At 56.5% G+C, this 21,173-nt stretch carries 22 protein-coding genes; 14 read left to right on the top strand and 8 right to left on the bottom strand.

Annotated elements, in window-relative coordinates; genetic code table 11:
* Window positions 1-144: 144 nt before the first annotated feature.
* From ABYT07_RS05600 to ABYT07_RS05610, 3 genes are all read right to left on the bottom strand, one after another.
* The gene (locus tag ABYT07_RS05600) at window positions 145-921 is read right to left on the bottom strand and encodes an ATP-binding cassette domain-containing protein (RefSeq protein ID WP_372990034.1); all 777 of its coding nucleotides are present in this window, start codon (window positions 919-921) and stop codon (window positions 145-147) included.
* Complete coding sequence (locus ABYT07_RS05605) at window positions 921-1,982, bottom strand: ABC transporter permease (RefSeq protein ID WP_372990036.1); 1,062 nt, start codon at window positions 1,980-1,982, stop codon at window positions 921-923. The genes ABYT07_RS05600 and ABYT07_RS05605 overlap by 1 nt, the downstream gene beginning before the upstream one ends.
* Window positions 1,983-2,077: 95 nt before the next feature.
* On the bottom strand, window positions 2,078-3,097 hold the full coding sequence (locus ABYT07_RS05610; RefSeq protein ID WP_372990037.1) for a sugar ABC transporter substrate-binding protein: 1,020 nt from the start codon (window positions 3,095-3,097) through the stop codon (window positions 2,078-2,080).
* A gap of 173 nt (window positions 3,098-3,270) precedes the next feature.
* Between ABYT07_RS05610 and ABYT07_RS05615 the strand changes: the two genes are divergently transcribed.
* Complete coding sequence (locus tag ABYT07_RS05615; protein ID WP_372990038.1) at window positions 3,271-4,467, top strand: ROK family transcriptional regulator; 1,197 nt, start codon at window positions 3,271-3,273, stop codon at window positions 4,465-4,467.
* 10 nt (window positions 4,468-4,477) lie between these two features.
* On the opposite strand, the gene ABYT07_RS05620 is transcribed toward ABYT07_RS05615, so the two are convergent.
* The 3 genes from ABYT07_RS05620 to ABYT07_RS05630 all read right to left on the bottom strand — a co-directional run bounded on the left by ABYT07_RS05620 (window position 4,478) and on the right by ABYT07_RS05630 (window position 6,271).
* Window positions 4,478-5,533: a YeeE/YedE family protein gene (locus tag ABYT07_RS05620; protein WP_372990039.1), complete on the bottom strand. Its 1,056-nt coding sequence runs from the start codon at window positions 5,531-5,533 to the stop codon at window positions 4,478-4,480.
* A 27-nt stretch (window positions 5,534-5,560) separates the two neighbouring features.
* Complete coding sequence (locus tag ABYT07_RS05625; RefSeq protein WP_085980058.1) at window positions 5,561-5,896, bottom strand: helix-turn-helix transcriptional regulator; 336 nt, start codon at window positions 5,894-5,896, stop codon at window positions 5,561-5,563.
* Window positions 5,897-5,962: 66 nt separating this feature from the next.
* Window positions 5,963-6,271: a hypothetical protein gene (locus tag ABYT07_RS05630; protein ID WP_372990040.1), complete on the bottom strand. Its 309-nt coding sequence runs from the start codon at window positions 6,269-6,271 to the stop codon at window positions 5,963-5,965.
* Between the two features lie 140 nt (window positions 6,272-6,411).
* Here ABYT07_RS05630 and ABYT07_RS05635 point away from each other — a divergent pair, with 140 nt between their 5' ends.
* From ABYT07_RS05635 to ABYT07_RS05680, 10 genes are all read left to right on the top strand, one after another.
* Entirely contained in the window at window positions 6,412-7,152 is a 741-nt protein-coding gene (locus ABYT07_RS05635; protein ID WP_372990041.1) for a cytochrome c biogenesis CcdA family protein, read from the top strand.
* A 15-nt stretch (window positions 7,153-7,167) separates the two neighbouring features.
* Window positions 7,168-7,725 carry a thioredoxin family protein gene (locus ABYT07_RS05640; RefSeq protein WP_372990042.1) on the top strand — a complete coding sequence of 186 codons (558 nt, stop codon included), beginning with the start codon at window positions 7,168-7,170 and terminating at the stop codon, window positions 7,723-7,725.
* A gap of 131 nt (window positions 7,726-7,856) precedes the next feature.
* On the top strand, window positions 7,857-8,330 hold the full coding sequence (gene soxX / locus ABYT07_RS05645) for a sulfur oxidation c-type cytochrome SoxX (RefSeq protein ID WP_372990043.1): 474 nt from the start codon (window positions 7,857-7,859) through the stop codon (window positions 8,328-8,330).
* Between the two features lie 36 nt (window positions 8,331-8,366).
* Window positions 8,367-8,786, top strand: coding sequence for a thiosulfate oxidation carrier protein SoxY (gene soxY / locus ABYT07_RS05650; RefSeq protein ID WP_372990044.1), 420 nt, complete (start codon window positions 8,367-8,369; stop codon window positions 8,784-8,786).
* Window positions 8,787-8,808: 22 nt separating this feature from the next.
* Window positions 8,809-9,138 carry a thiosulfate oxidation carrier complex protein SoxZ gene (gene soxZ / locus ABYT07_RS05655; RefSeq protein WP_372990045.1) on the top strand — a complete coding sequence of 110 codons (330 nt, stop codon included), beginning with the start codon at window positions 8,809-8,811 and terminating at the stop codon, window positions 9,136-9,138.
* Window positions 9,139-9,165: 27 nt separating this feature from the next.
* Window positions 9,166-10,020: a sulfur oxidation c-type cytochrome SoxA gene (gene soxA, locus ABYT07_RS05660; protein ID WP_372990046.1), complete on the top strand. Its 855-nt coding sequence runs from the start codon at window positions 9,166-9,168 to the stop codon at window positions 10,018-10,020.
* A 96-nt stretch (window positions 10,021-10,116) separates the two neighbouring features.
* A complete protein-coding gene (gene soxB / locus ABYT07_RS05665; protein WP_372990048.1) occupies window positions 10,117-11,820 on the top strand; it encodes a thiosulfohydrolase SoxB in 1,704 nt (567 codons plus the stop codon).
* Window positions 11,821-11,851: 31 nt separating this feature from the next.
* The gene (gene soxC, locus ABYT07_RS05670) at window positions 11,852-13,123 is read left to right on the top strand and encodes a sulfite dehydrogenase (RefSeq protein ID WP_372990049.1); all 1,272 of its coding nucleotides are present in this window, start codon (window positions 11,852-11,854) and stop codon (window positions 13,121-13,123) included.
* On the top strand, window positions 13,107-14,147 hold the full coding sequence (locus ABYT07_RS05675) for a c-type cytochrome (protein ID WP_372990050.1): 1,041 nt from the start codon (window positions 13,107-13,109) through the stop codon (window positions 14,145-14,147). The genes soxC and ABYT07_RS05675 overlap by 17 nt, the downstream gene beginning before the upstream one ends.
* Before the next feature lie 255 nt (window positions 14,148-14,402).
* On the top strand, window positions 14,403-14,840 hold the full coding sequence (locus ABYT07_RS05680) for a DUF302 domain-containing protein (RefSeq protein WP_372990051.1): 438 nt from the start codon (window positions 14,403-14,405) through the stop codon (window positions 14,838-14,840).
* A gap of 2 nt (window positions 14,841-14,842) precedes the next feature.
* Here the strand turns inward: ABYT07_RS05680 and ABYT07_RS05685 are convergent, their stop codons facing one another.
* Entirely contained in the window at window positions 14,843-15,796 is a 954-nt protein-coding gene (locus ABYT07_RS05685; protein ID WP_372990052.1) for an MBL fold metallo-hydrolase, read from the bottom strand.
* A gap of 3 nt (window positions 15,797-15,799) precedes the next feature.
* The gene (locus ABYT07_RS05690; protein ID WP_372990053.1) at window positions 15,800-16,711 is read right to left on the bottom strand and encodes an MBL fold metallo-hydrolase; all 912 of its coding nucleotides are present in this window, start codon (window positions 16,709-16,711) and stop codon (window positions 15,800-15,802) included.
* A gap of 108 nt (window positions 16,712-16,819) precedes the next feature.
* Here ABYT07_RS05690 and ABYT07_RS05695 point away from each other — a divergent pair, with 108 nt between their 5' ends.
* The 3 genes from ABYT07_RS05695 (at window position 16,820) to ABYT07_RS05705 (ending at window position 21,159) form a co-directional block, all read left to right on the top strand.
* The gene (locus ABYT07_RS05695; protein WP_372990054.1) at window positions 16,820-17,704 is read left to right on the top strand and encodes an MBL fold metallo-hydrolase; all 885 of its coding nucleotides are present in this window, start codon (window positions 16,820-16,822) and stop codon (window positions 17,702-17,704) included.
* 60 nt (window positions 17,705-17,764) lie between these two features.
* Complete coding sequence (locus ABYT07_RS05700; RefSeq protein WP_372990055.1) at window positions 17,765-19,486, top strand: SulP family inorganic anion transporter; 1,722 nt, start codon at window positions 17,765-17,767, stop codon at window positions 19,484-19,486.
* A 104-nt stretch (window positions 19,487-19,590) separates the two neighbouring features.
* On the top strand, window positions 19,591-21,159 hold the full coding sequence (locus ABYT07_RS05705) for a class I adenylate-forming enzyme family protein (protein ID WP_372990056.1): 1,569 nt from the start codon (window positions 19,591-19,593) through the stop codon (window positions 21,157-21,159).
* The last annotated feature ends 14 nt before the right edge of the window (window positions 21,160-21,173 follow it).

The following is a 21,173-nucleotide window of genomic DNA, read 5'->3' on the forward strand; positions in this document are numbered from 1 at the left end:
CTTTATTCAACTGGTCAGCGATGTCATCCGCAAGGGTGGATTTGCCACTTGCCGGTGCGCCAGCCACTGCAACCAAACGCCGCCGGCCCGAAAACGGGATGGCGGCGATGGCGGTGCATACTGTCGTCAGGTCCGGGCTTAGGGTCACGCGGGGGCCACCACCGGCGGCTCTGCCGCGCCGGTCATATAGGCCACGGCGTCTGACATGGAATGATCACCGGGCTTGATCACACACAGGCGTTTCCCGAGTCGGTGGACGTGAATGCGGTCTGCGACCTCGAACACATGGGGCATGTTGTGGCTGATCAGAATGATCGGGATACCGCGCGACCGCACGTCCTGGATCAGTTCCAGCACACGGCGCGATTCCTTGACGCCAAGGGCCGCTGTGGGTTCATCAAGGATGATCACCTTGGACCCAAAGGCGGCGGCACGGGCCACGGCCACGCCTTGGCGTTGACCGCCCGATAGCGTTTCGACCGCCTGGTTGATGTTCTGGATCGTCATCAGCCCAAGTTCGGTCAGCTTTTCGCGGGCCATGTCTTCCATGCGTTTGCGGTCAAGCTGGCGCAGGAATTTGCCGCGAAACCCCGGTTTGCGCAGTTCGCGGCCCATGAACATATTGTCGGCAATTGACAGGGCAGGGGACATGGCAAGCGTTTGATACACCGTTTCGATGCCCACATTGCGTGCGTCGATGGGCGAGGTGAATTTGACCTGCTTGCCCTCCAGAAACACATCACCCGCATCGGGGATCACTGCGCCTGAAATCGCCTTGATCAGGGATGATTTGCCCGCGCCATTGTCGCCAATGACCGCCAGAATTTCACCGGGCATTAGGTCGAAATCACAATGATCCAATGCGGTGACGCGGCCATATCGCTTGACCAAGCCGCGCCCTTTGAGAATGGGTTCAACCATCAGACTGATACCTTTCTAATCCATTGATCCACGGCCACAGCTGCAATGATCAGCGCACCAATCAGCAGATAGGTCCATTGTGCATCCGCCCCCATCAGCCGCAGGCCAAGGGTAAAGACGCCGACAATCAGCGCGCCAAACAGCATCCCCATAACGGAGCCACGCCCGCCGAAAAGGCTGATGCCGCCAATCACCACCGCCGTAATGCTTTCGATATTGGCCAATTGCCCCGATGTGGGTGACACCGACCCGATCCGCCCGATCAAGGCCCAGCCCGCAAAGGCGCAGATCAGCCCGGCCAGCATATAAACCGACACCAGCACGTATTTGACATTCACGCCGGACAGTTCGGCAGCGTCAGGGTCATCGCCCACCGCATAGACGTGGCGACCCCACGCGGTATGGCGCAGAACATAGGCCAGAAACATTACCAGCAGGACAAGGAATATCACCCCGTAGGTAAAGATCGCCCCGCCGATATTGATCTTTTCCCCAAACAGTTGAAGCAAGGGCGCGTTGGCACTGATGTCCTGGCTGCGGATGGTTTCGTTGGCGGAATACAGGAAATTCGACGCCAGAATGATTTGCCACATGCCCAAGGTCACGATAAACGGCGGCAGCTTCATATAGGCGACCAGCCAGCCGTTAACAAAGCCGCAGGCGGTGCCGCACAAAAGGCCGCAGACCACCGCGATTTCGGGTGGCAGGCCGTATCGGAATGAAAACTGTCCCATCACAACCGAACTTAGCACCATGATCGCGCCAACCGACAGGTCAATGCCTGCAGTCAGGATGACCAGCGATTGCGCGGCACCGACGATGCCGACGATCGCGACCTGCTGCAAGATCAGCGTCAGGGCGAAGGGGGAAAAGAACTTTGATCCCAGCAAGACGCCAAATACGATCAAAGACATAATCAAAACGATCAGCGGCACCAGCGACGGCGTCACATGGAGCGCGTGCTGTAGTTTGTTGATCAAGGTTTTTCCGGTGTCGGCGAATTCGGCAACGGCCTCGGGGCTTCCTTTGGCGGCGGATTCGTAATTCGTAGGGTCAGACATGGTGCGCCCCTGCAGTTATGAAATTTCAGACGGGTAGAAAGACGTCGGGGGCAGGCACATCACCTGCCCCCGGAGTTGGATATCTACAGCAAGGGTTAGCCCCAGCAGCGATCTGTGCCTTCCTGGACCGAGATCGATTCAACACCGTCCGCAGGTTCGTCTGTGACCAGCGAAACGCCTGTGTCAAAGAAATCCTTGCCTTCGGTTGGCGTGGGCTTGGTGCCGTCTTTGGCGAATTGTGCAATCGCTTCGACACCTTTGGATGCCATCAGCAGCGGATATTGCTGCGAGGTGGCACCGATGATGCCGTCTGCGATGTTTGCGATACCGGGGCACCCGCCATCGACAGACACGATCATCACGTCATTTTCACGGCCAATGGATTTCAGTGCTTCATAGGCACCGGCAGCCGCTGGTTCGTTGATCGTGTAGACCACGTTGATCATCGGATCCTTGGCCAGAAGGTTTTCCATCGCCTTGCGACCGCCTTCTTCGTTGCCCGCAGTCACGTCGTTGCCAACAATACGCGGGTCAGTTTCGTCGCCCCATTTGTTCGGGTCGCCCAGATCAATGCCAAACCCTTCGAGGAAACCCTGGTCGCGCAACACGCCGACTGTGGGCTGGCTGACGGCCAGATCAAGCATCGCGATCTTTGCGTTTGCGGCGTCATCGCCCAGCTTGGCCGCAGCCCACTGGCCGATCAGCTTGCCAGCAAGGAAGTTGTCTGTCGCAAAGGTTGCGTCAGCAGCATCGGCAGGGTCTAGCGGCGTGTCGAGGGCGATCACAACCATGCCGGCATCGCGTGCCTGCTGAACTGCCGTCACGATCGACGAGGTGTCGGAGGCGGTCAGCAAGATGCCCTTGGCACCATCTGCAATGCAGGTTTCAATTGCGGCCACTTGGGTCTCGTGGTCGCCGTCGATTTTGCCAGCAAAGGATTTCAGTGTCATGCCAAGCTCGGCTGCTTTGGCTTCGGCACCTTCCTTCATTTTAACAAAGAACGGGTTTGTATCCGTCTTTGTGATCAGGCAGGCCGTAACGCTGTGCGCGTCGGCCATTGCGGTACCGGACATTGCGGCAAATGCGATTGCGGTGCTTGCGAGTAATGTTTTCATGATCCCCTCCCAGAAATCGGTGCGGCGGTTTTTTCGCCATGTTTTGGATGCCGCAAGGCAACCGATGGAACATTAAAAACGCGATTCTATGCGTTCTGTCAATTAATAAATAAACTTGATTTATTAACTCGGCGTGCGATTGTAGGGTAGATGCTTGGGAGGGCATTATAGGTATGGATCAATCTGTTGTCAGAGCCCTGAGCGCAGGCGTCAATCAAAGCGGCGTGCGCAATCATAATGAACGCCTGCTTTTGACAATACTTCAGCGCCACGGCCCCTTGCCGGGGACGGATCTGGCGCGCATTGCAGGGCTTTCGCCGCAAACCGTATCGGTGATCTTGCGCAAGCTGGAAAACGACGGGCTTTTGGAGCGGGGCAGCCCTGTGCGCGGCAAAGTGGGCAAGCCCTCTGTGCCAATGGGGCTGGCGGCGGATGGTGTCATGTCACTGGGCCTCAAGATTGGTCGGCGGAGCGCTGACTTGCTGTTGATCGATTTCCATGGAACGATTCGGCAGCAGTTGCAGATCACTTATGCCTATCCGTTGCCCCGGACGGTGTTCATGTTTCTTGCCGACGGGATCGCAAAGTTTCGCGCGAAAATGCGACCTGAGCTATTTGACCGGCTGTGCGGCATCGGCGTCGCCGCCCCATTTGAGATCTGGCACTGGGCCGAGCTGGTCGGTGCCCCCGCAGAAGAATTCCAACGCTGGAGCAATATCGATATCGCCGCCGAGGTGGCAAGCTGCACGGACTTGCCGGTTTCCTTGGTCAATGATGCCACGGCGGGCTGTTGGGCCGAACATGTCTATGGCCGCGGCAAGGAATTTCGCGATTATGCCTATTTCTTTGTGGGGGCTTTCGTGGGCGGTGGCATCGTGTTGAACAATTCGGTTTACGAAGGGCAGCAAGGTAATGCAGGGGCTTTGGGATCGCTGCGGTCCATCGGGCCGCAGGGGGAAAGCTTGCAGTTGATCGACACCGCATCAATTCATCTGCTGGAAACCATGCTGACAAAGGAAGGCCGCCCGGTCGCCGATCTTTGGGTGCAGCCGCAAGACTGGACCGCGTTCACCGCGCTGGTTGATGCTTGGATCGCGCAAACCGCCCTTGAATTGGCCAAGGCCAGCCTGTCGACCTGTGCGGTTATTGATTTCGAAGCGATCGTGATTGATGGTGCGTTCCCCGCCGATGTGCGCACCAAGCTGGTGGCGCAAATTCGGATGGAGGTTGACCGCCAAGACACGCGCGGTCTGAAAGTTCCGCGCATCGAAGAGGGCACGGTCGGTGAGAATGCCCGTGCCATCGGGGCTGCGTCTGGGCCGATTTTCCAGCATTTCTTGTTGAATACAAATACAGGCGTTTTAGCCTAGGGCACTGACCCTAGGCGATGCGCCCAAACCCGAGGATCAACTGCCGCAGCCCCACCGCAGCGCCCGCGACGATGCAGGCCAATGTGACCGGTGCACTGTAGGCAAGGACGGAGAACGCTGAAAGCCCTTGCCCGACACTGCACCCCACGGCGATCACGGCACCTACGCCCATCAGCGCCGCACCACCGATCTGGCGGCGCAATTCGCGGGGGTCTTCGCAAGCCTCCCATCGCAGATGACCCCTGATCAGGCAGCCCAGCAGGGAACCAAGCACCACACCGCAGACCGATCCGGTGCCAAAACTGATCGAATTGCCCGACGAGGTCATGAAATACAGCAGGGTTTCCCCAACAGGGGCGGTAAATGTGTGCGAGACGATGATGCTGCGGTCGAACCCGTGCGCCGTGATCCACTGCGTGAACCCCCAGCCCGAGATGACCGCGACCCCGACAACCGCGCCCCAAAGGATTGACTGGGGGCTTTTGCGCAGGCCAGCGTGGAACAGTGTGATGACGATGATCAAAACGCCCGTGCTGATACCTGCTACATGCACATCAAAGGGCAGAAACGTGGATAACAGATGGGCAAAGCCCGCCGGTTGCGCCCCTGCATCGCTGACCGGAAAAATCGCCAGCCGCCAAGCGGAAAGCGGTCCGCCCAAGGCCACATAAGACGATACGCCCATGACGATAACGATCATAAAGGACCGCAAGTCACCGCACCCCATGCGCGCCAGCGCGCCGTACCCACAATTACCCGCCATCGCCATGCCATAGCCAAACATCAGCCCGCCCACGATGCTGGCCCACGGGTTCCATGCAATCCCCAGATAAAGCGTATCGCTTAGCGCTAGCACCCCCGCCGCGGACAAGCCGAACGTTCCGATGATCGCAATCCCCAGGGCAATGCCCCACATCGCAAAGCGGACCGAACTATCGCCATAATACAGGTCTTCTATGGCACCCAAAGTACAAAATCGGCCAAGCCGTGCCGCCAGCCCCAGCAAAACCCCACCGAAAAGACCGGCAAATGCCATCAGTGTCGGTTCGGAAAAACGCTCCAACAAGAGTGCGCCAAAGCTTCCCACGGCAAGCTAGTCTGCGCGGCAAAAAAGATCATAGACGACTTCCATGATCTGTTTGGGGCGGTCATCCGAGAGCCGATAATATATTGTCTTGCCATCGCGGCGGGGTATTACAAGCCCCTCAAGCCGCAGGCGCGACAATTGCTGCGATACTGCGGCTTGCCGGGCAGAAAGCAGTTCTTCCAATTCGGTCACGGATTTTTCACCCGACGCCAGATGGCACAGGATCATCAACCGACCCTCATGGCTGATCGCCTTGAGAAAGTTGGATGCACGCACGGCGTTGTTCGCCATTTTATCAAGGTCTTCTGCGCACATGTTCTTGTCAAAAACGGGTAGGCCCACAGGTTCGTATCCTTAGTTTGAAGTGCGACCGTGGTGCCGCCCGCGAAATCGGGCCACCCCCATGTCCTAGCTTCCTTTTGGTGACGGAAGCAGTTTTGCATCCGTCATCATCTTTTCCAAGACACCCCAGAAGAAATCTTCGCCGGGGTATCCTTCGATCCGTGATATTTCCTGACCGTCGACCATCAGCACGAAAGTCGGCGTAAAGTGCAGGCCGCGCGCAAATGTCAGATCGGATGGCTGTTCATCCCTGATATCGACCCGCCGCAAGGGGGCGGTTTGGCCCGCTTCGGTCTTGGGGTAAATCGGGGCAATCTGTTCATTCCAGCGCGCACACCAGACGCAGCCTTTTTCCTCGATCATGACTAGGGTCACGTCAGCAAATGCTGCCCCGGCCAACACAGTCGAAGTTATAAAATAAATGAGGAAAAGGCGCAGTCGTGTCATAAAATTACCAGTTGATTTCGCATAACGTAATGTGAATATGTGAATGAAACAAGTTAAAGGCGGCATGAATGCTTGAAATAACCTTCTATGGGGCGGCGATTGCCGGTTTATTGTCCTTTTTGTCGCCCTGCATTCTGCCGATCGTGCCATTCTACCTTAGTTATCTGGCCGGGGTCGGGATGAACCAGATCACCGCCAACGGACCGGTAGAGGCGGGCGTGCGCGGTCGCGCGGTGCTTGCTTCCCTGTTTTTTGCCGCAGGCGTGATCACCATTTTCATGGGATTGGGGGCCGCAGCAAGCAGTTTTGGTCAGGTGGTCCGGGAATATTTTGACATTCTGCGCTGGATTGCAGCGGCCATCATTATTGCTATGGGCCTGCATTTTCTGGGCGTCATTCGCATCGGATTTCTGTATCGCCAATTCCGCGCGGATGCCGGTGATACCGGGTCGACCAGCCTGCTGGGGGCCTATGTGATCGGGCTGGCCTTTGCGTTTGGCTGGACCCCTTGCGTTGGCCCCGTTCTGGCGGCGATCCTGTTTACTGCGGCGGGGACCGAAACGGCAAGCAGCGGCGCGCTTTTGCTGTTCACCTACGGTGTCGGCATGACTGCGCCCTTTGTTCTGGCCGCTTTGTTTATCGGGCCGTTCATGCGCTTTATGGCGCGGTTTCGCCGGCATTTGGGCACAGTAGAGAAAGTCATGGGCGCGTTGCTGGTGATCTTCGGGCTGCTGATCGCCACGAATTCTGTTAACTACATCGCGCAATGGATGCTCGAGACCTTTCCGGTCTTTGGTGCCATCGGCTGACAAAGGGAAATCGCTATGAAACTGTTGAAAATCTGCCTGACCGCCTTGTCACTGGGGCTTGCCGGTTCGACCTTTGCGGCCGAGCTGGGCGATGACGGGCTGCACAAGACTGCCTGGATGCGCGATACGTTCAAGGACCTGTCCGAAGATCTTGCCGAAGCCAATGCCGAGGGCAAGCGCCTGATGCTGATCGTCGAACAACGCGGCTGCATCTATTGCGCAAAGATGCACAAAGAGGTGTTTCCGCTGCCAAATATCGATGCTTACCTGAAGGAACATTTCTTTGTCGTGCAAATCAATATGTTCGGCGACGTCGAGGTGACGGATTTCGACGGCGAATCGCTGCCCGAGAAAGACATGGTGCGCAAATGGGGCATGTTATTCACGCCGACCCTTGTTTTCTTGCCGCAAGAGGTCGCGGAGGGGCAGACGGCGGCACAGGCGGCTGTGGCGTCCGTACCCGGTGCATTCGGGCCGGGCACGACCTATAATATGTTCACTTGGGTGGTAGATAAGGAGTATGAAGGCGACGAAAGCTTTCAGAAATACCTTGCCCGCAAACTGGCAGAGTAAAACAATTGGCAGCGTTTAGGATGCGTTAGTTCGAGCGCTGTATTTAAAAATTCACAAAAGCGAATTTATAGTTGCGTGGTTTTGTCACAGCGTCTACGCTCGCATACAAATAAGAGTCTTTGGGAGGACGCATGAAAATTTCTATTATCGCCCTGGTGGCGTCCGTTGGGCTCGCGGCTCACGCAAATGCAGCCGATGTCGCGCCAACCGCCGTTGCCTATACTGACGGCGCTGTTGAGGCATCTTTGACCGGCACCGCAGGTAACCCCGAAGAGGGTGCCAAGGTTGTCGGCAGCAAGCAGCTGGGCAATTGCGTGGCATGCCATGAGGTCAGCGCATTGCCGGATATCGCATTTCAGGGTCTGATTGGCCCCGCGCTTGATGGTGCCGGTAGCCGCTGGAGCGAAGCTGAGCTGCGCGGCATCGTTGCCAACGCGAAGATGATGTTCGAGGGCACAATGATGCCGTCGTTCTACAAGGACACCGGCTATATCCGTCCGGGCAAGGCATACACCGGCAAAGCCGCCGATGACACGCTGGGGCCGCTTTTGACGGCACAGCAAGTAGAAGATGTTGTGGCATATCTTGCCACGCTGAAAGATTAAAAACCCGCAAGACCGGGTTTGTTCAGGAGTATGACAATGGAATTCACAAGACGTAATGCAATCGTCATGGGCGCAAGCGCTTTTGCCGCCCTTGCCTTGCCAAAGCTGGCCTTTGCGGCTGCAAGCGATGACGCAATTGCCGCCTTTACTGGTGGTGCAGAGCTGGCGGATACAGGGGTGACCCTGACAGCGCCGGAAATCGCGGAAAACGGCAATACCGTGCCCGTCGAAGTCGACGCCCCCGGCGCGACCGAGATCATGGTGCTGGCAATGGGCAACCCGACGCCCGGTGTCGCAACATTCAAATTCGGCCCCCTCGCGGGTTCACAGCACGCATCCACACGGATCCGTCTGGCAGGAACGCAAGATGTGGTGGCCATCGCCAAGCTGGCTGACGGAACGTTTGCGAAGGCTTCCAGCACGGTAAAAGTGACAATCGGCGGCTGCGGCGGCTAAGGCTTTATAAGGAATTATTAAAATGGCATCTGGTGTAAAACCCCGCGTCAAAGTACCGAAATCGGCAGCAGCAGGTGAATCGATCACCATCAAGACGCTGATCAGTCACAAGATGGAATCCGGACAGCGCAAAGATAAAGACGGGAACGTAATCCCGCGCTCGATCATCAATCGCTTTACCTGTGATTTCAACGATCAGAATGTTGTCGATATTGAATTGCAAGCTGCGATTTCGACCAACCCATACTTGGAATTTGATGCCACCGTGCCAGAGGCCGGTACGTTCAAATTTACATGGTATGACGATGACGGCTCTGTCTACGAGGACAGCAAAGACATCACCATCGAATAAGCGTCTGCATCCTTGGGAGGAAGAAGAATGAATAAATTCACTAAAGGTCTAAGCGCCTGCATGACTGCGATCATCGTAGCATCGGGTGCATTGGCCGAACCTGCAGACGACAATCTGGTTATCAACGGTGACATCGAAATCGTGACCCGCACGGCGGCCCCGGCCCATGTGTCCGATGTGCTCGACGAAGTGATGTCAGGCTGGTTGTTCCGCGGTACGGAAACCCGTGCGATGGAATCCGACGATTTCGACAACCCGGGCATGATCTTTGTCGAACAGGCAGAAGACATGTGGAACACCGCTGATGGATCTGAAGGCAAGTCCTGCGCAGATTGTCATGGCGCGTCTTCGGAGATGGCGGGCGTCCGCCCGGTCTATCCAAAGTTCGTTGAGGCCGCTGGTGAAGTTCGCACGATGGAAATGGCGATCAATGATTGCCGTGAAAATCGTATGGGTGCCGAAAAGTGGAAATATAGCAGCGGTGACATGGTCAATATGACTGCGTTGATGGCGTCCGTCTCGCGCGGGATGCCTGTCAATGTTGCAATTGACGGCCCTGCGCAATCCACTTGGGAACAGGGCAAGGAAATCTATTACACCCGTTTTGGTCAGCTTGAACTGTCCTGCGCGAATTGCCACGAAGACAACTATGGCAACATGATCCGCGCAGATCACCTGAGCCAAGGCCAGATCAATGGTTTCCCAGCTTATCGTTTGAAAAACACCAAGCTGAATGCTGTTCAGGATCGCTTTAAGGGTTGCGTACGCGACACCCGCGCCGAAACCTTTGCACCAGGCAGCCCCGAGTTCGTGGCGCTTGAGCTTTATGTCGGTTCACGCGGTAACGGTTTGTCCGTCGAAGGCCCTTCCGTCCGTAACTAAACACTATAGACCCTGCCTTACTTGCGTAAGGCGGGGTTTTTCAGCTCAAACCCATTCAAACATGCGCATGTATAGGCGCAACAGAAGGCCAATCGCATGATTTCTCGCCGAGACTTTCTTCAAGCCAGCATGGCTGCAACTGCTCTTTACGGGGCGTCTTCTTTTGGCAATTGGGGCAAGTTGGCCGCACAGCAGGCGCTGACCCAAGACAAGTTGTTGGAATTCGACACCTTCGGCAATGTCAGCTTGATCCATATCACCGACATTCATGCGCAGCTAAAGCCGATCTATTTCCGTGAACCTTCGATTAACATCGGTGTGGGTGGCAACAAGGGGGCCGTGCCCCACGTCACGGGTGCCGATTTCCGCAAGCTGTACGGTATCGATGATGGCAGCCATTCCGCCTATGCGTTGACCTATAATGATTTCGCATCGCTGGCCCAAGGCTATGGCAAGATGGGCGGCCTTGACCGTGTGTCAACGGTCATCAATCAGATCCGCGCCGACCGTCCCGATGCGCTGCTGCTGGATGGCGGCGATACATGGCATGGCAGCTATACCTGTTACCAAACCCAAGGTCAGGACATGGTCAACGTCATGAACGCGTTGAAGCCTGACGCGATGACATTCCACTGGGAATTCACGCTGGGGTCCGAGCGCGTGAACGAAATCGTCGAAGGGCTGCCCTTTGCCGCGCTTGGTCAGAACATATTTGACGCTGAATGGGATGAACCGACCGAGCTGTTCCCCCCCTATAAGTTCTTTGAAACCGGCGGCGTAAAAGTTGCCGTCATCGGTCAGGCATTTCCCTATATGCCCATCGCTAACCCGGGCTGGATGTTCCCTGAATACACCTTTGGTATCCGCGATGAACGGATGCAGGAAATGGTGGACGAAGTGCGCGCCAAGGGCGCTGAACTGGTGGTCTGCCTAAGCCACAATGGTTTCGATGTTGATAAGCAGATGGCGGGTGTTGTTACAGGTATTGACGTGATCTTGTCTGGTCACACCCATGACGCGCTGCCGGAACCTGTATTGATCGGCGAAACGATCATCGTCGCGTCGGGCTCTAACGGTAAGTTCGTTAGCCGCGTTGATCTGGATGTCCAAAATGGCCGGATGATGGGCTTCCGCCACAAGCTGATCCCGATTTTCTCGGACGTGATTGAACCCGATCAGGCGATCACTGCGCTGATCGACGAACAGCGCGCACCTTATGCTGACCAACTTAGCGAAGTTATCGGCAAAACGGCTGACGACACGCTGCTTTACCGCCGCGGCAACTTTAACGGCTCGTGGGATGATTTGATCTGCGATGCGCTGCTTTCTGAACGGGAGGCCGACATCGCGCTTAGCCCCGGCGTGCGTTGGGGGCCATCCATTCTGCCCGGTCAGGAAATCACCCGCGAAGACATCTGGAATGTCACCTCTATGACCTATCCCGAAGCTTATCGGACCGAAATGACAGGCGAATTCCTGCATGTCGTGTTGGAAGATGTGGCTGATAACCTGTTCAACCCTGATCCCTATTACCAGCAGGGCGGTGACATGGTGCGCACCGGCGGCCTTGGTTACCGCATTGATGTGACCAAGCCGCAAGGTAGCCGCATCACGGAAATGACCCTGTTGAAGACGGGCGAACTGATCGACCCAGCCAAGTCCTACCAGATTGCTGGTTGGGCCAGCGTCAACCAAGGCACCGAAGGTCCGCCGATCTGGGACGTGGTCGAAAGCCACATCCGCAAATTGGGCACCGTGTCGCTTGCCGAAAATACCAGTGTAACAGTCGACGGCGTTTAACGCCTGCATTCAACCAAAGGAAGGTTTTGTCATGTCAGACACCTTTGAAGTCAAGAAAACAAACCGCCGTGCGTTCCTGCGCGGTGCCGCAACTGCCGGGGTTGGCGCACTCGCCGCTGGTTCTGCACGCGCGGCAACGCCTGATCCGCTGATCACTGAAACGCAGGAATGGGCGCAGTCCTTTGGCGACGGCGTTGACGCCACGCCTTATGGTTTGCCGATCAAGTTCGAAGACGATGTGATCCGTCGCAATGTAGAGTGGCTGACGGCCGATACGGTGAGTTCGATCAATTTCACGCCGATCCATGCGCTGGATGGCACAATCACCCCTCAGGGCTGCGCCTTCGAGCGGCACCATTCGGGTGCGATCGAGCTGAAGAAGGAAGATTACCGTTTGATGATCAACGGCTTGGTCGATCGTCCGCTTGTGTTCACTTACGCTGATCTCGAACGCTTTCCGCGCGAAAACCACACGTATTTTCTGGAATGTGCGGCCAACACAGGCATGGAATGGGCCGGCGCGCAGCTGAATGGCGCGCAGTTTACCCACGGTATGATCCACAACATGGAATACACCGGCGTGCCGCTGCGCACCCTGCTTGAAGAAGCGGGTTATGACACTGCGGGCAAATGGGTCTATGTCGAAGGTGCAGATGCATCGTCGAACGGGCGTTCTATTCCGATGGAAAAAGCGCTGGATGATGTGTTGGTCGCCTTCAAAGCCAACGGAGAGGCGCTGCGCAAGGAACATGGCTATCCCGTGCGTCTTGTCGTCCCCGGCTGGGAAGGCAACATGTGGGTCAAGTGGATCCGCCGGATCGAGGTCATGGATGCCCCCGTCGAAAGCCGTGAGGAAACAAGCAAGTACACCGATACGCTTGCGAATGGCATCAGCCGCAAATGGACATGGGAGATGGACGCGAAATCGGTCGTCACCTCTCCCAGCCCGCAATCGCCGATTACTCATGGCAAAGGGCCGCTGGTTATTTCCGGCCTTGCATGGTCAGGGCGCGGCGCGATCACCCGCGTCGATGTCTCCAAAGACGGCGGCAAAACATGGGAAACCGCGCGGCTTGCCAAACCCGGTGAGAAAATGGCGCTGACCCGGTTCTACCTTGATGTGGATTGGGACGGCGAAGAGATGTTCCTGCAAAGCCGCGCAATGGATGACACCGGATATGTGCAGCCGACCAAAACGCAACTTCGCGAGGTCCGCGGGCTCAATTCCATCTATCACAACAACTGTATTCAAACCTGGTGGGTGCGCCCGAACGGGGAGGCTGAAAATGTCGAAGTTTCTTAAATCATTCTCCATCGGCGCTGTTGCCGCGATGCTGGCGATGCCCGCGTTAGCGCAGACATATGGCTTGGGCCGAGCTGCCCTGCCAGAGGAAATAGACGCTTGGAATATGGACGTGCACCCCGATGGCACAGGCCTGCCCGAAGGCCAAGGGGATGCAATTGTAGGCGAAGAAATCTTTGCTGCGAAATGCGCAGCCTGTCACGGCGACTTTGCTGAAGGCATTGATAACTGGCCTAAACTGGCTGGTGGTATGGGCACGCTTGACCGCGAAGACCCGCTGAAAACGGTCGGGTCTTACTGGCCCTATCTGTCCACCAGCTTTGACTACATCCGCCGGTCGATGCCCTACGGAAATGCGGGCACGCTGACTGCAGACGAAACCTATGCGATTGTGGCATATATTTTGTATTCCAACGACCTGATCGAGGATGATTTCGTCTTGTCCAAGGATTCGTTCCTTGATGTTGAAATGCCGAATGCTGACGGGTTCATTGTGGACAACCGGATGGAAACAGAGGTTTCGATCTGGTCTGGTGAGCCTTGCATGACCGACTGCAAAGACAGCGTCGAAGTCACAATGCGTGCGCTGGTATTGGACGTCACCCCGCAAGAGGAAACAACCGAAGCTGCAGCCGAAGAACCTGCTGCAGTTGCGGCACAGGAAGAGTCCGCGCCAGAGCCCGAAGTGGCAGCAGCAGACCCGGCGTTGATCGCGGATGGCGAAAAGGTGTTTCGCAAGTGCAAAGCCTGCCACCAAGTCGGTGATGGTGCCAAGAACCGCTCTGGCCCTATCCTGAACGGTGTGATCGGGGCTTCTGCTGGTCATATCGACGGGTTCAAATACTCCAAGCCCTTGATGTCAAAAGCCGAAGAAGGTTTGGTCTGGAACGAAGAAACCCTTGCCGAATTCCTTGCCGGTCCCAAAGCATACATCAAAGGCACTAAGATGGGCTTTGCCGGTTTGAAGAAAGAGGATGATATCGCCGCAGTCATCGCATATCTGGCGACGTTCTCGGACCAGTAGGCGCGCGTGCGTTTGGTGACACGCCGCCTGCCATGGCTTGATTAAAGCCGTGGCAGGTGGATTCACATAGGTTGCAGGCGACTTAGGCGGGCGGGCCAGTCCATTTTGCATACTGGCCGGCAAATGTGCCGCCCCAGGAACCCCATGACCAATCTGGTGGTTGGTCATCACGCGGTATCGCTGTTAGGCTCACTAAAAGGGACAGGCAGGATCATACCGGTTCTGCGATTCCCCTAACCCGAAAGGATGCATAAGATGAAACTTCCCCTTGGTGCCCTTTTACTTTCTCTGGCCGCTGCACCTTTGGCGGCACAGGATCAGATGGTCTCTTATCCGTATGATGGCAGTTTTGAAGACGCGACATTCGCGGTCGAAAATGCGATCATCGGCAAAGGGCTGGTCATTGATTACGTCAGCCACACCGGCGAGATGCTGAACCGGACCGCTGCCGACGTCGGCAGCGATATCGAGATTTTCAAATCTGCCGACGTTTTCCTGTTCTGCTCTGCTGTGCTGTCTCGCAAGGTGATGGAAGCAGACCCGGCAAACATCGCCCATTGCCCTTATGGCATCTTCGTAACGGATACGCAGGGCGAGGTCGCGATCGGCTATCGCACCTACCCCGAAGGGCCGATGCAAGAGGTTCAGGCTTTTCTGGATGAAATCGTGAAAAGCGCAGCTGACGGGCTTTAAGCCTACTCGAATTCCATCTGTTCAAAAAGGCGGCCCGCATTCTTGGTGGCCAATTCTTCAAACGTATCCAAATGGGCGTAGGGCGATTGGTCGACGTAATATGCGTCGGCCAGTGTCCCGCCTGCGTCCAGATGATCCGCAATCTTGCCGCGTAAATATTCCAGATACCCTTTGGTGTATCTACGGACCTGCGCCATGTTCGTCGGATGCCCGTGGCCGGGAATGACGTAGGTGGCGTTAAGCGCCTCAAATGGGCCGTCCCAGGTTTCCAGCCATTCATCGGTCAGCGTGTCGGGAAAGATCGGCAGCATCCGTTCGTGAAATGCCATATCGCCCGCAATCACGAGGCTTTGTTCGGGCAGCCAGACAACGATATCGCCGGGGCTGTGTGAGGGGCCCAGATGCAGCGCCTCGATGTGGAAACCGCCCATGTCGACGATATATTCATCATCGAATGTTTCGGTTGGCGGGGTCAAATCTGTGCCGTCGGCGCGTTCCTTAAGGCCTGATTTAGCGGCACGAAGCGACGCAAGACCTTCTTCGGCAAAGGCCTCTGCACCCTCTGTCTGCGCCACGATCTTGACGCCCTGTTCCGCCCAATAGGTGTTGCCCAGCATTGCGTGACCTTGGCCGTTTTCATTGAACACCAGCTTGACCGGTTGTTCGGTGATATTCTTTATCTCGTTATGCAGCGCCTTGGCCAACTGGTACGAACCGCCGCTGTTGATCACCACGACGCCGTCGCCGGTCACGATGAAGCTTAGGTTGTTGTTGTGACCTGCGTTTTCATAGGTCGGTGGCGCGGTGGCCCCGATGGCGGAAAACACGCCGGGGATGAATTCAACGGGTTTTGAATACAATACCGAAGCGGGATATTGATCGGGGATGTCTTCACTGGCAAAGGCCGGAAGAACGGGCAGGGCAATCAGGGCAACGACACATCCGAGGATTTTCATATCTTAACCCTGCGCTACAAAGACAAAACCGTCTGTCGATTTCTCGATCCGGCCAAGACCGCCTTGGCCCAGATGAAACCCGACGATGGGCATTTGTGCGGCGGCCAGATCATTGATCAGCCCCGTGCGGGTCACAGCCCCCAAAATCGGGTCCTGATCTGATCCTGATTCCCAAGCGGGCCGCGCCAGTGCGATGTGATCGTTGCCGATGCTGTCGCCCACAATCATCACTGCATTGTTGCCGGCACGGACCTCGAACGCCATGTGGCCGGGGGTGTGGCCGGGGGTCATGCGTGCGCCGACACCGGGCAACACTTCGTCGCCATCGTTAAAGAACTGCATCCGGTCTGCCACAACCTGCAAGCGTCGCTCGGCCCCGATAGCAAAAGCCTGACGGCCGCTGTCTATGGTGTTCACAGTGTTCGGATCGGTCCAATAGTCCCATTCGGCCTGTCCAATATGGTGGGTCGCGTTGGTGAACATCGCATCCCCGAAATCATCCAGCACGCCCCACAAGTGGTCAGGATGGCCGTGGGTGAACACCAAATCGGTGATGTCTTCGGGGGCGACACCAAGGGCATCCAGCGCATCCAGCATCTTGCCCGCGGTTGGCATGAATTCCGACCCTGATCCTGCGTCAAACAGGACGACACGGCCGTCGCCGCGCAAAAGGCTTAGGTTGCAGGGGGGCGTCAGCTCGTCATAATCCTGACCAAAGCGATCAAGGATCGGCATCAGTTCATCCTTGGGCATGTATTCAAAGATGAAACTGCCGGGAAGCGTCAGATGACCGTCATCGACCACGTCTAACGTCATTTCACCAATCGACATCTGCGCATGCAAAAAATTAGGCAGCCCTATCAATGCGCTGGCTGCGACACCTTGCAGCATGAAGTCGCGTCTATTTCTCAGCATAACCCACTTCCCAATTTAAAAATTCCATAGTATGAATATGTCTGAAAAAATACCCCTGCGCAAGCTTTGTTACCAGCGCGGTGGGTGCCCCTACCGGAGGATATGACGTTGACAGACTATCCCGTGAATATGGACGTTACCCCAGAGGTGACAGGATATTTTGACCCTGCAACCAACACGATCAGCTATATCGTGCGCGACCCAAATTCGACATCCTGTGCGATTGTCGATTCCGTCATGGATATGGATTACGCGGCGGGGCGCATCACCTTTGAACACGCCGATACCCTGATTGCCGAGGTCGAAGGCAAGGGGCTGAAGCTTGAGTGGATCATTGAAACCCATGTCCACGCCGACCACCTGTCAGCCGCGCCCTATATCCAGCAAAAGCTGGGCGGGAAAATAGGCGTCGGTGAAAAGATCATGGTGGTGCAGGAAACCTTTGGCAAAATCTTTAACGAGGGTACTGAATTCCAGCGCGACGGATCGCAATTTGATGCGTTGTTCAAGGATGGCGACACCTACCAGATCGGCGGGATGACCTGCTTTGCCATGTATACGCCCGGTCACACACCAGCTTGCATGGTGCATGTGATGGGCAATGCGGCCTTTACCGGCGACACGTTGTTTATGCCCGATGGTGGGTCGGCCCGTGCCGATTTCCCAGGCGGCGACGCTGGCGTGCTGTTCGACAGCATCCAAAAGGTGCTAAGCCTGCCGGACGACATGCGCCTGTTCATGTGCCACGACTATGGGCCCAACGGCCGCGACATTGCATGGGAAACCACAGTTGGCGACGAAAAGGCCCACAACATTCACGTTGGCGCTGGCAAAACCCGCGAGGAATTCATCAACTTCCGGACTGCCCGCGACGCGGAGCTTGGCATGCCCAAACTGATTATCCCGTCGTTGCAGGTGAACATGCGCGCTGGCCACATGCCGAGGGACAAGGACGGTAATGTGATGCTCAAGGTGCCGGTTAACGGTCTTTAGAACAGGCCACGGGGTGGGGGGCTTGCCCTTGCAGCCCCCATTTTTGAAAGTCGGCGCATAATGCCAAAGAACCTCCGGAAATACCTGCCGATCCTTGATTGGGGCCGCACTTATAGCAAGGCGACACTGTCCAACGACCTGATCGCCGCATTGATCGTGACGATCATGCTGATCCCGCAATCGCTGGCCTATGCGTTGCTGGCCGGATTGCCGCCCGAGGCGGGGCTTTATGCGTCTATCGTGCCGATCCTGCTCTATGCTGTGTTCGGGACCAGCCGCGCGTTGGCCGTGGGGCCGGTGGCGGTGGTGTCGTTGATGACCGCTGCGGCGCTTGGCAATATCGCCGACCAAGGCACGATGGGCTATGCCGTCGCGGCCTTGACGCTGGCGTTTTTGTCGGGTGCCATTCTGCTGGCCATGGGTGTTTTCAAGCTGGGGTTCTTGGCTAATTTCCTGTCGCATCCGGTTATTTCGGGCTTTATCACCGCTTCGGGCGTCATTATCGCAGCCAGCCAGATCAAACATATCCTTGGCATCAGCGCATCGGGCGAGAACCTGCTTGACCTGCTCCATTCTATTTTCACCCATCTGGGCGATACCAACTGGATCACGGTTATAATTGGCGTGTCCGCTACGGCGTTTCTGTTCTGGGTACGCAAGGGCATGAAACCGTTGTTGAAATCCAAGGGATTCAGCGCGGGTGCTGCGGACGTGGCCACCAAGGCTGGCCCCGTTGCTGCGGTGGTTGTCACCACGCTGTTTGTTTGGCTATTCGGGCTTTCCGACCACGGTGTGCGGGTTGTCGGCGCTGTCCCGCAAAGCCTGCCGCCGTTGACGCTGCCTGATTTCTCGTTCGATTTGATGGGCGCGTTGCTTTTGCCTGCGATCCTGATCTCCGTGATCGGATTTGTTGAATCAATTTCGGTCGCGCAGACTTTGGCGGCCAAGAAACGCCAACGGATCAATCCGGATCAGGAACTGATCGGTTTGGGCACCGCCAACCTCGGCGCTGCATTTACCGGCGGTTTTCCGGTCACCGGGGGATTCTCGCGTTCTGTTGTGAACTTTGACGCAGGTGCTGAAACGCCAGCTGCCGGTGCCTTTACTGCGGTCGGGCTGGCTATCGCCGCCCTTGCCCTGACGCCGCTGGTGTTTTTCCTGCCGCAAGCGACTCTGGCGGCGACAATCATTGTTGCCGTGCTGACGCTGGTCGATTTCAGCATTCTCAGGAAAGCATGGGCCTATTCCAAGGCCGATTTTGCCGCCGTTCTGGCCACCATGCTGGTGACCTTGGGCAGTGGTGTCGAATTGGGTGTGACCTGCGGGGTCGTATTGTCGATCATGCTGCACCTCTACAAAACCACCAAACCGCATATCGCTGAGGTCGGGCTGGTGCCGGGCACTGAGCATTTCCGCAATATCCACCGTCACAAGGTTGAAACCGACCCGACCTTGCTGACCCTGCGCATTGACGAGAGCCTATATTTCGCCAACGCCCGTTTCCTCGAGGACTATCTATATGACCGTCTGGCTGGGGACGCGCCGATCAAGAATGTGGTGCTTATGTGCTCGGCGGTGAACGAGATCGACTTTAGCGCGCTGGAATCCCTTGAGGCGATCAATGCGCGCCTGAAAGATATGGGGATCAAGCTGCACCTGTCCGAGGTCAAAGGCCCGGTGATGGACCGGTTGCAAAAACAGCATTTCATCTCGGATCTAACAGGCAAGGTGTTTTTATCCCAACACGACGCCTATACCGAGCTGAAAAAAGCCGCCGTTTAAGATACATCCATTTGCACATTTAAATCTGATCGCTACAACTGTTTCTGCAATGGCCTGCGCAACAATCTTGCGCGGTTACCACAGACCCAGATCAGGACCGTCAAATGCTATCGATCAATCCGCCAGTTTCCGCAACGCCGCCCACCCAAACCATTGTTGAAAGGGTCCGCGACAACGCCAAGGTTGATCCGGAAAAACCGGCGCTGGTATGCGACGGGCGCACGGTGACATGGGGCGCGTTCGATCAGCGGATCAACAAGATCGCCAATCTGCTGCTGTCTATGGGTGTGGCCAAGGGCGACAATATTGCGATCATCTCGCCCAATTCGATCCCCTACGCGGAACTTTTTATGGGCATTTTGCGGGCTGGGGCCTGTGTGACCCCCTTGTCAACGATGGCGTCGCCAGATGCGCTGAAAAAGATGCTGACCGATTGCGGGGCCAAAGCGATTTTCGTGGCAGAGCAATATCTTGGGCTGGTGGAAGGGTTTGTTACTGATCTGGATATCTCGCGCTTTGCGATTGATTTTGACCATGATGCGTTCCAGCCTTTCGAACGCGCCGTGCAAGGGGCAGACGACACCGACCCCGAGATCGCCATCGACATGTCCGATGCGTTCAACCTGATCTATTCGTCGGGCACGACCGGCACGCCCAAGGGTATCTTGCATAACCATTGGATGCGCGCCGCCCAGATGGACCGCGTGTCGCCCAACGGCTATGACGATAACGCGCGAACGCTGCTGTCGACGCCGCTGTATTCGAACACGACGATTGTTTCGTTCCTGCCGACGCTTTTCGGAGGATCGACGGTCTATCTGATGCCGAAATTCGATGCGCGGGGCTATCTTGAGATCGTCCAGAGCGAGAAGATCACCCACACCATGCTGGTGCCGGTGCAATACAAACGCATTATGGATGTGCCTGATTTTGACCAGTTCGATCTGTCGTCCATGCGGGTCAAGTTTTCGACCTCTGCGCCCTTGCGCGCTGACGTCAAGGCAGATGTGCTAGCGCGGTTCCCTGGCAAGCTGCTTGAATATTACGGTCTGACCGAAGGCGGCGGCGTCACAGTGCTGAATTCCGCAGAACATCCTGACAAGCTGCACACGGTGGGCCAATTGGCCCCCGGCAACGATATCCGCCTGATTGATGAGGCCGGAAACGAGGTGCCAAAGGGCGCGGTCGGAGAGATTTGCGGTCGCGGCCCCACCATGATGGCGGGCTATTTCGGTCGGGATGATCTGACGGCTGATTATATCTGGCGCAATGCCGAAGGGCAGATTTACTTCAGATCCGGCGATATGGGCCGGTTTGACGAAGACGGGTTCCTGATCCTGTCGGACCGCAAGAAGGACATGATCATCTCGGGCGGGTTGAACATCTATGCCGATGATCTGGAGCTGGTGCTGCTGGCTGACCCCGACGTGACCGACGCCGCCGTGATCGGTGTGCCCTCTGACGCCTGGGGCGAGACGCCTTTGGGCTTGGTCGTGCTGCGCGAAGGTGCTGCGCGGACTGCCGATCAGGTCTGCGCCGACGCCAACGAGAAGTTGGGCAAAAGCCAACGCTTGTCCGCCGTTGAGGCCCGCGATGTGCTGCCCCGCAGTTCCATCGGGAAGATCCTCAAGAAAGAATTGCGCATCCCTTATTGGGCAGATGCGGTCCGTTAATCCAAAGGAAAAAG

The organism is Sulfitobacter sp. (assembly GCF_041552635.1).
In the GTDB taxonomy this organism is placed as follows: domain Bacteria; phylum Pseudomonadota; class Alphaproteobacteria; order Rhodobacterales; family Rhodobacteraceae; genus Sulfitobacter.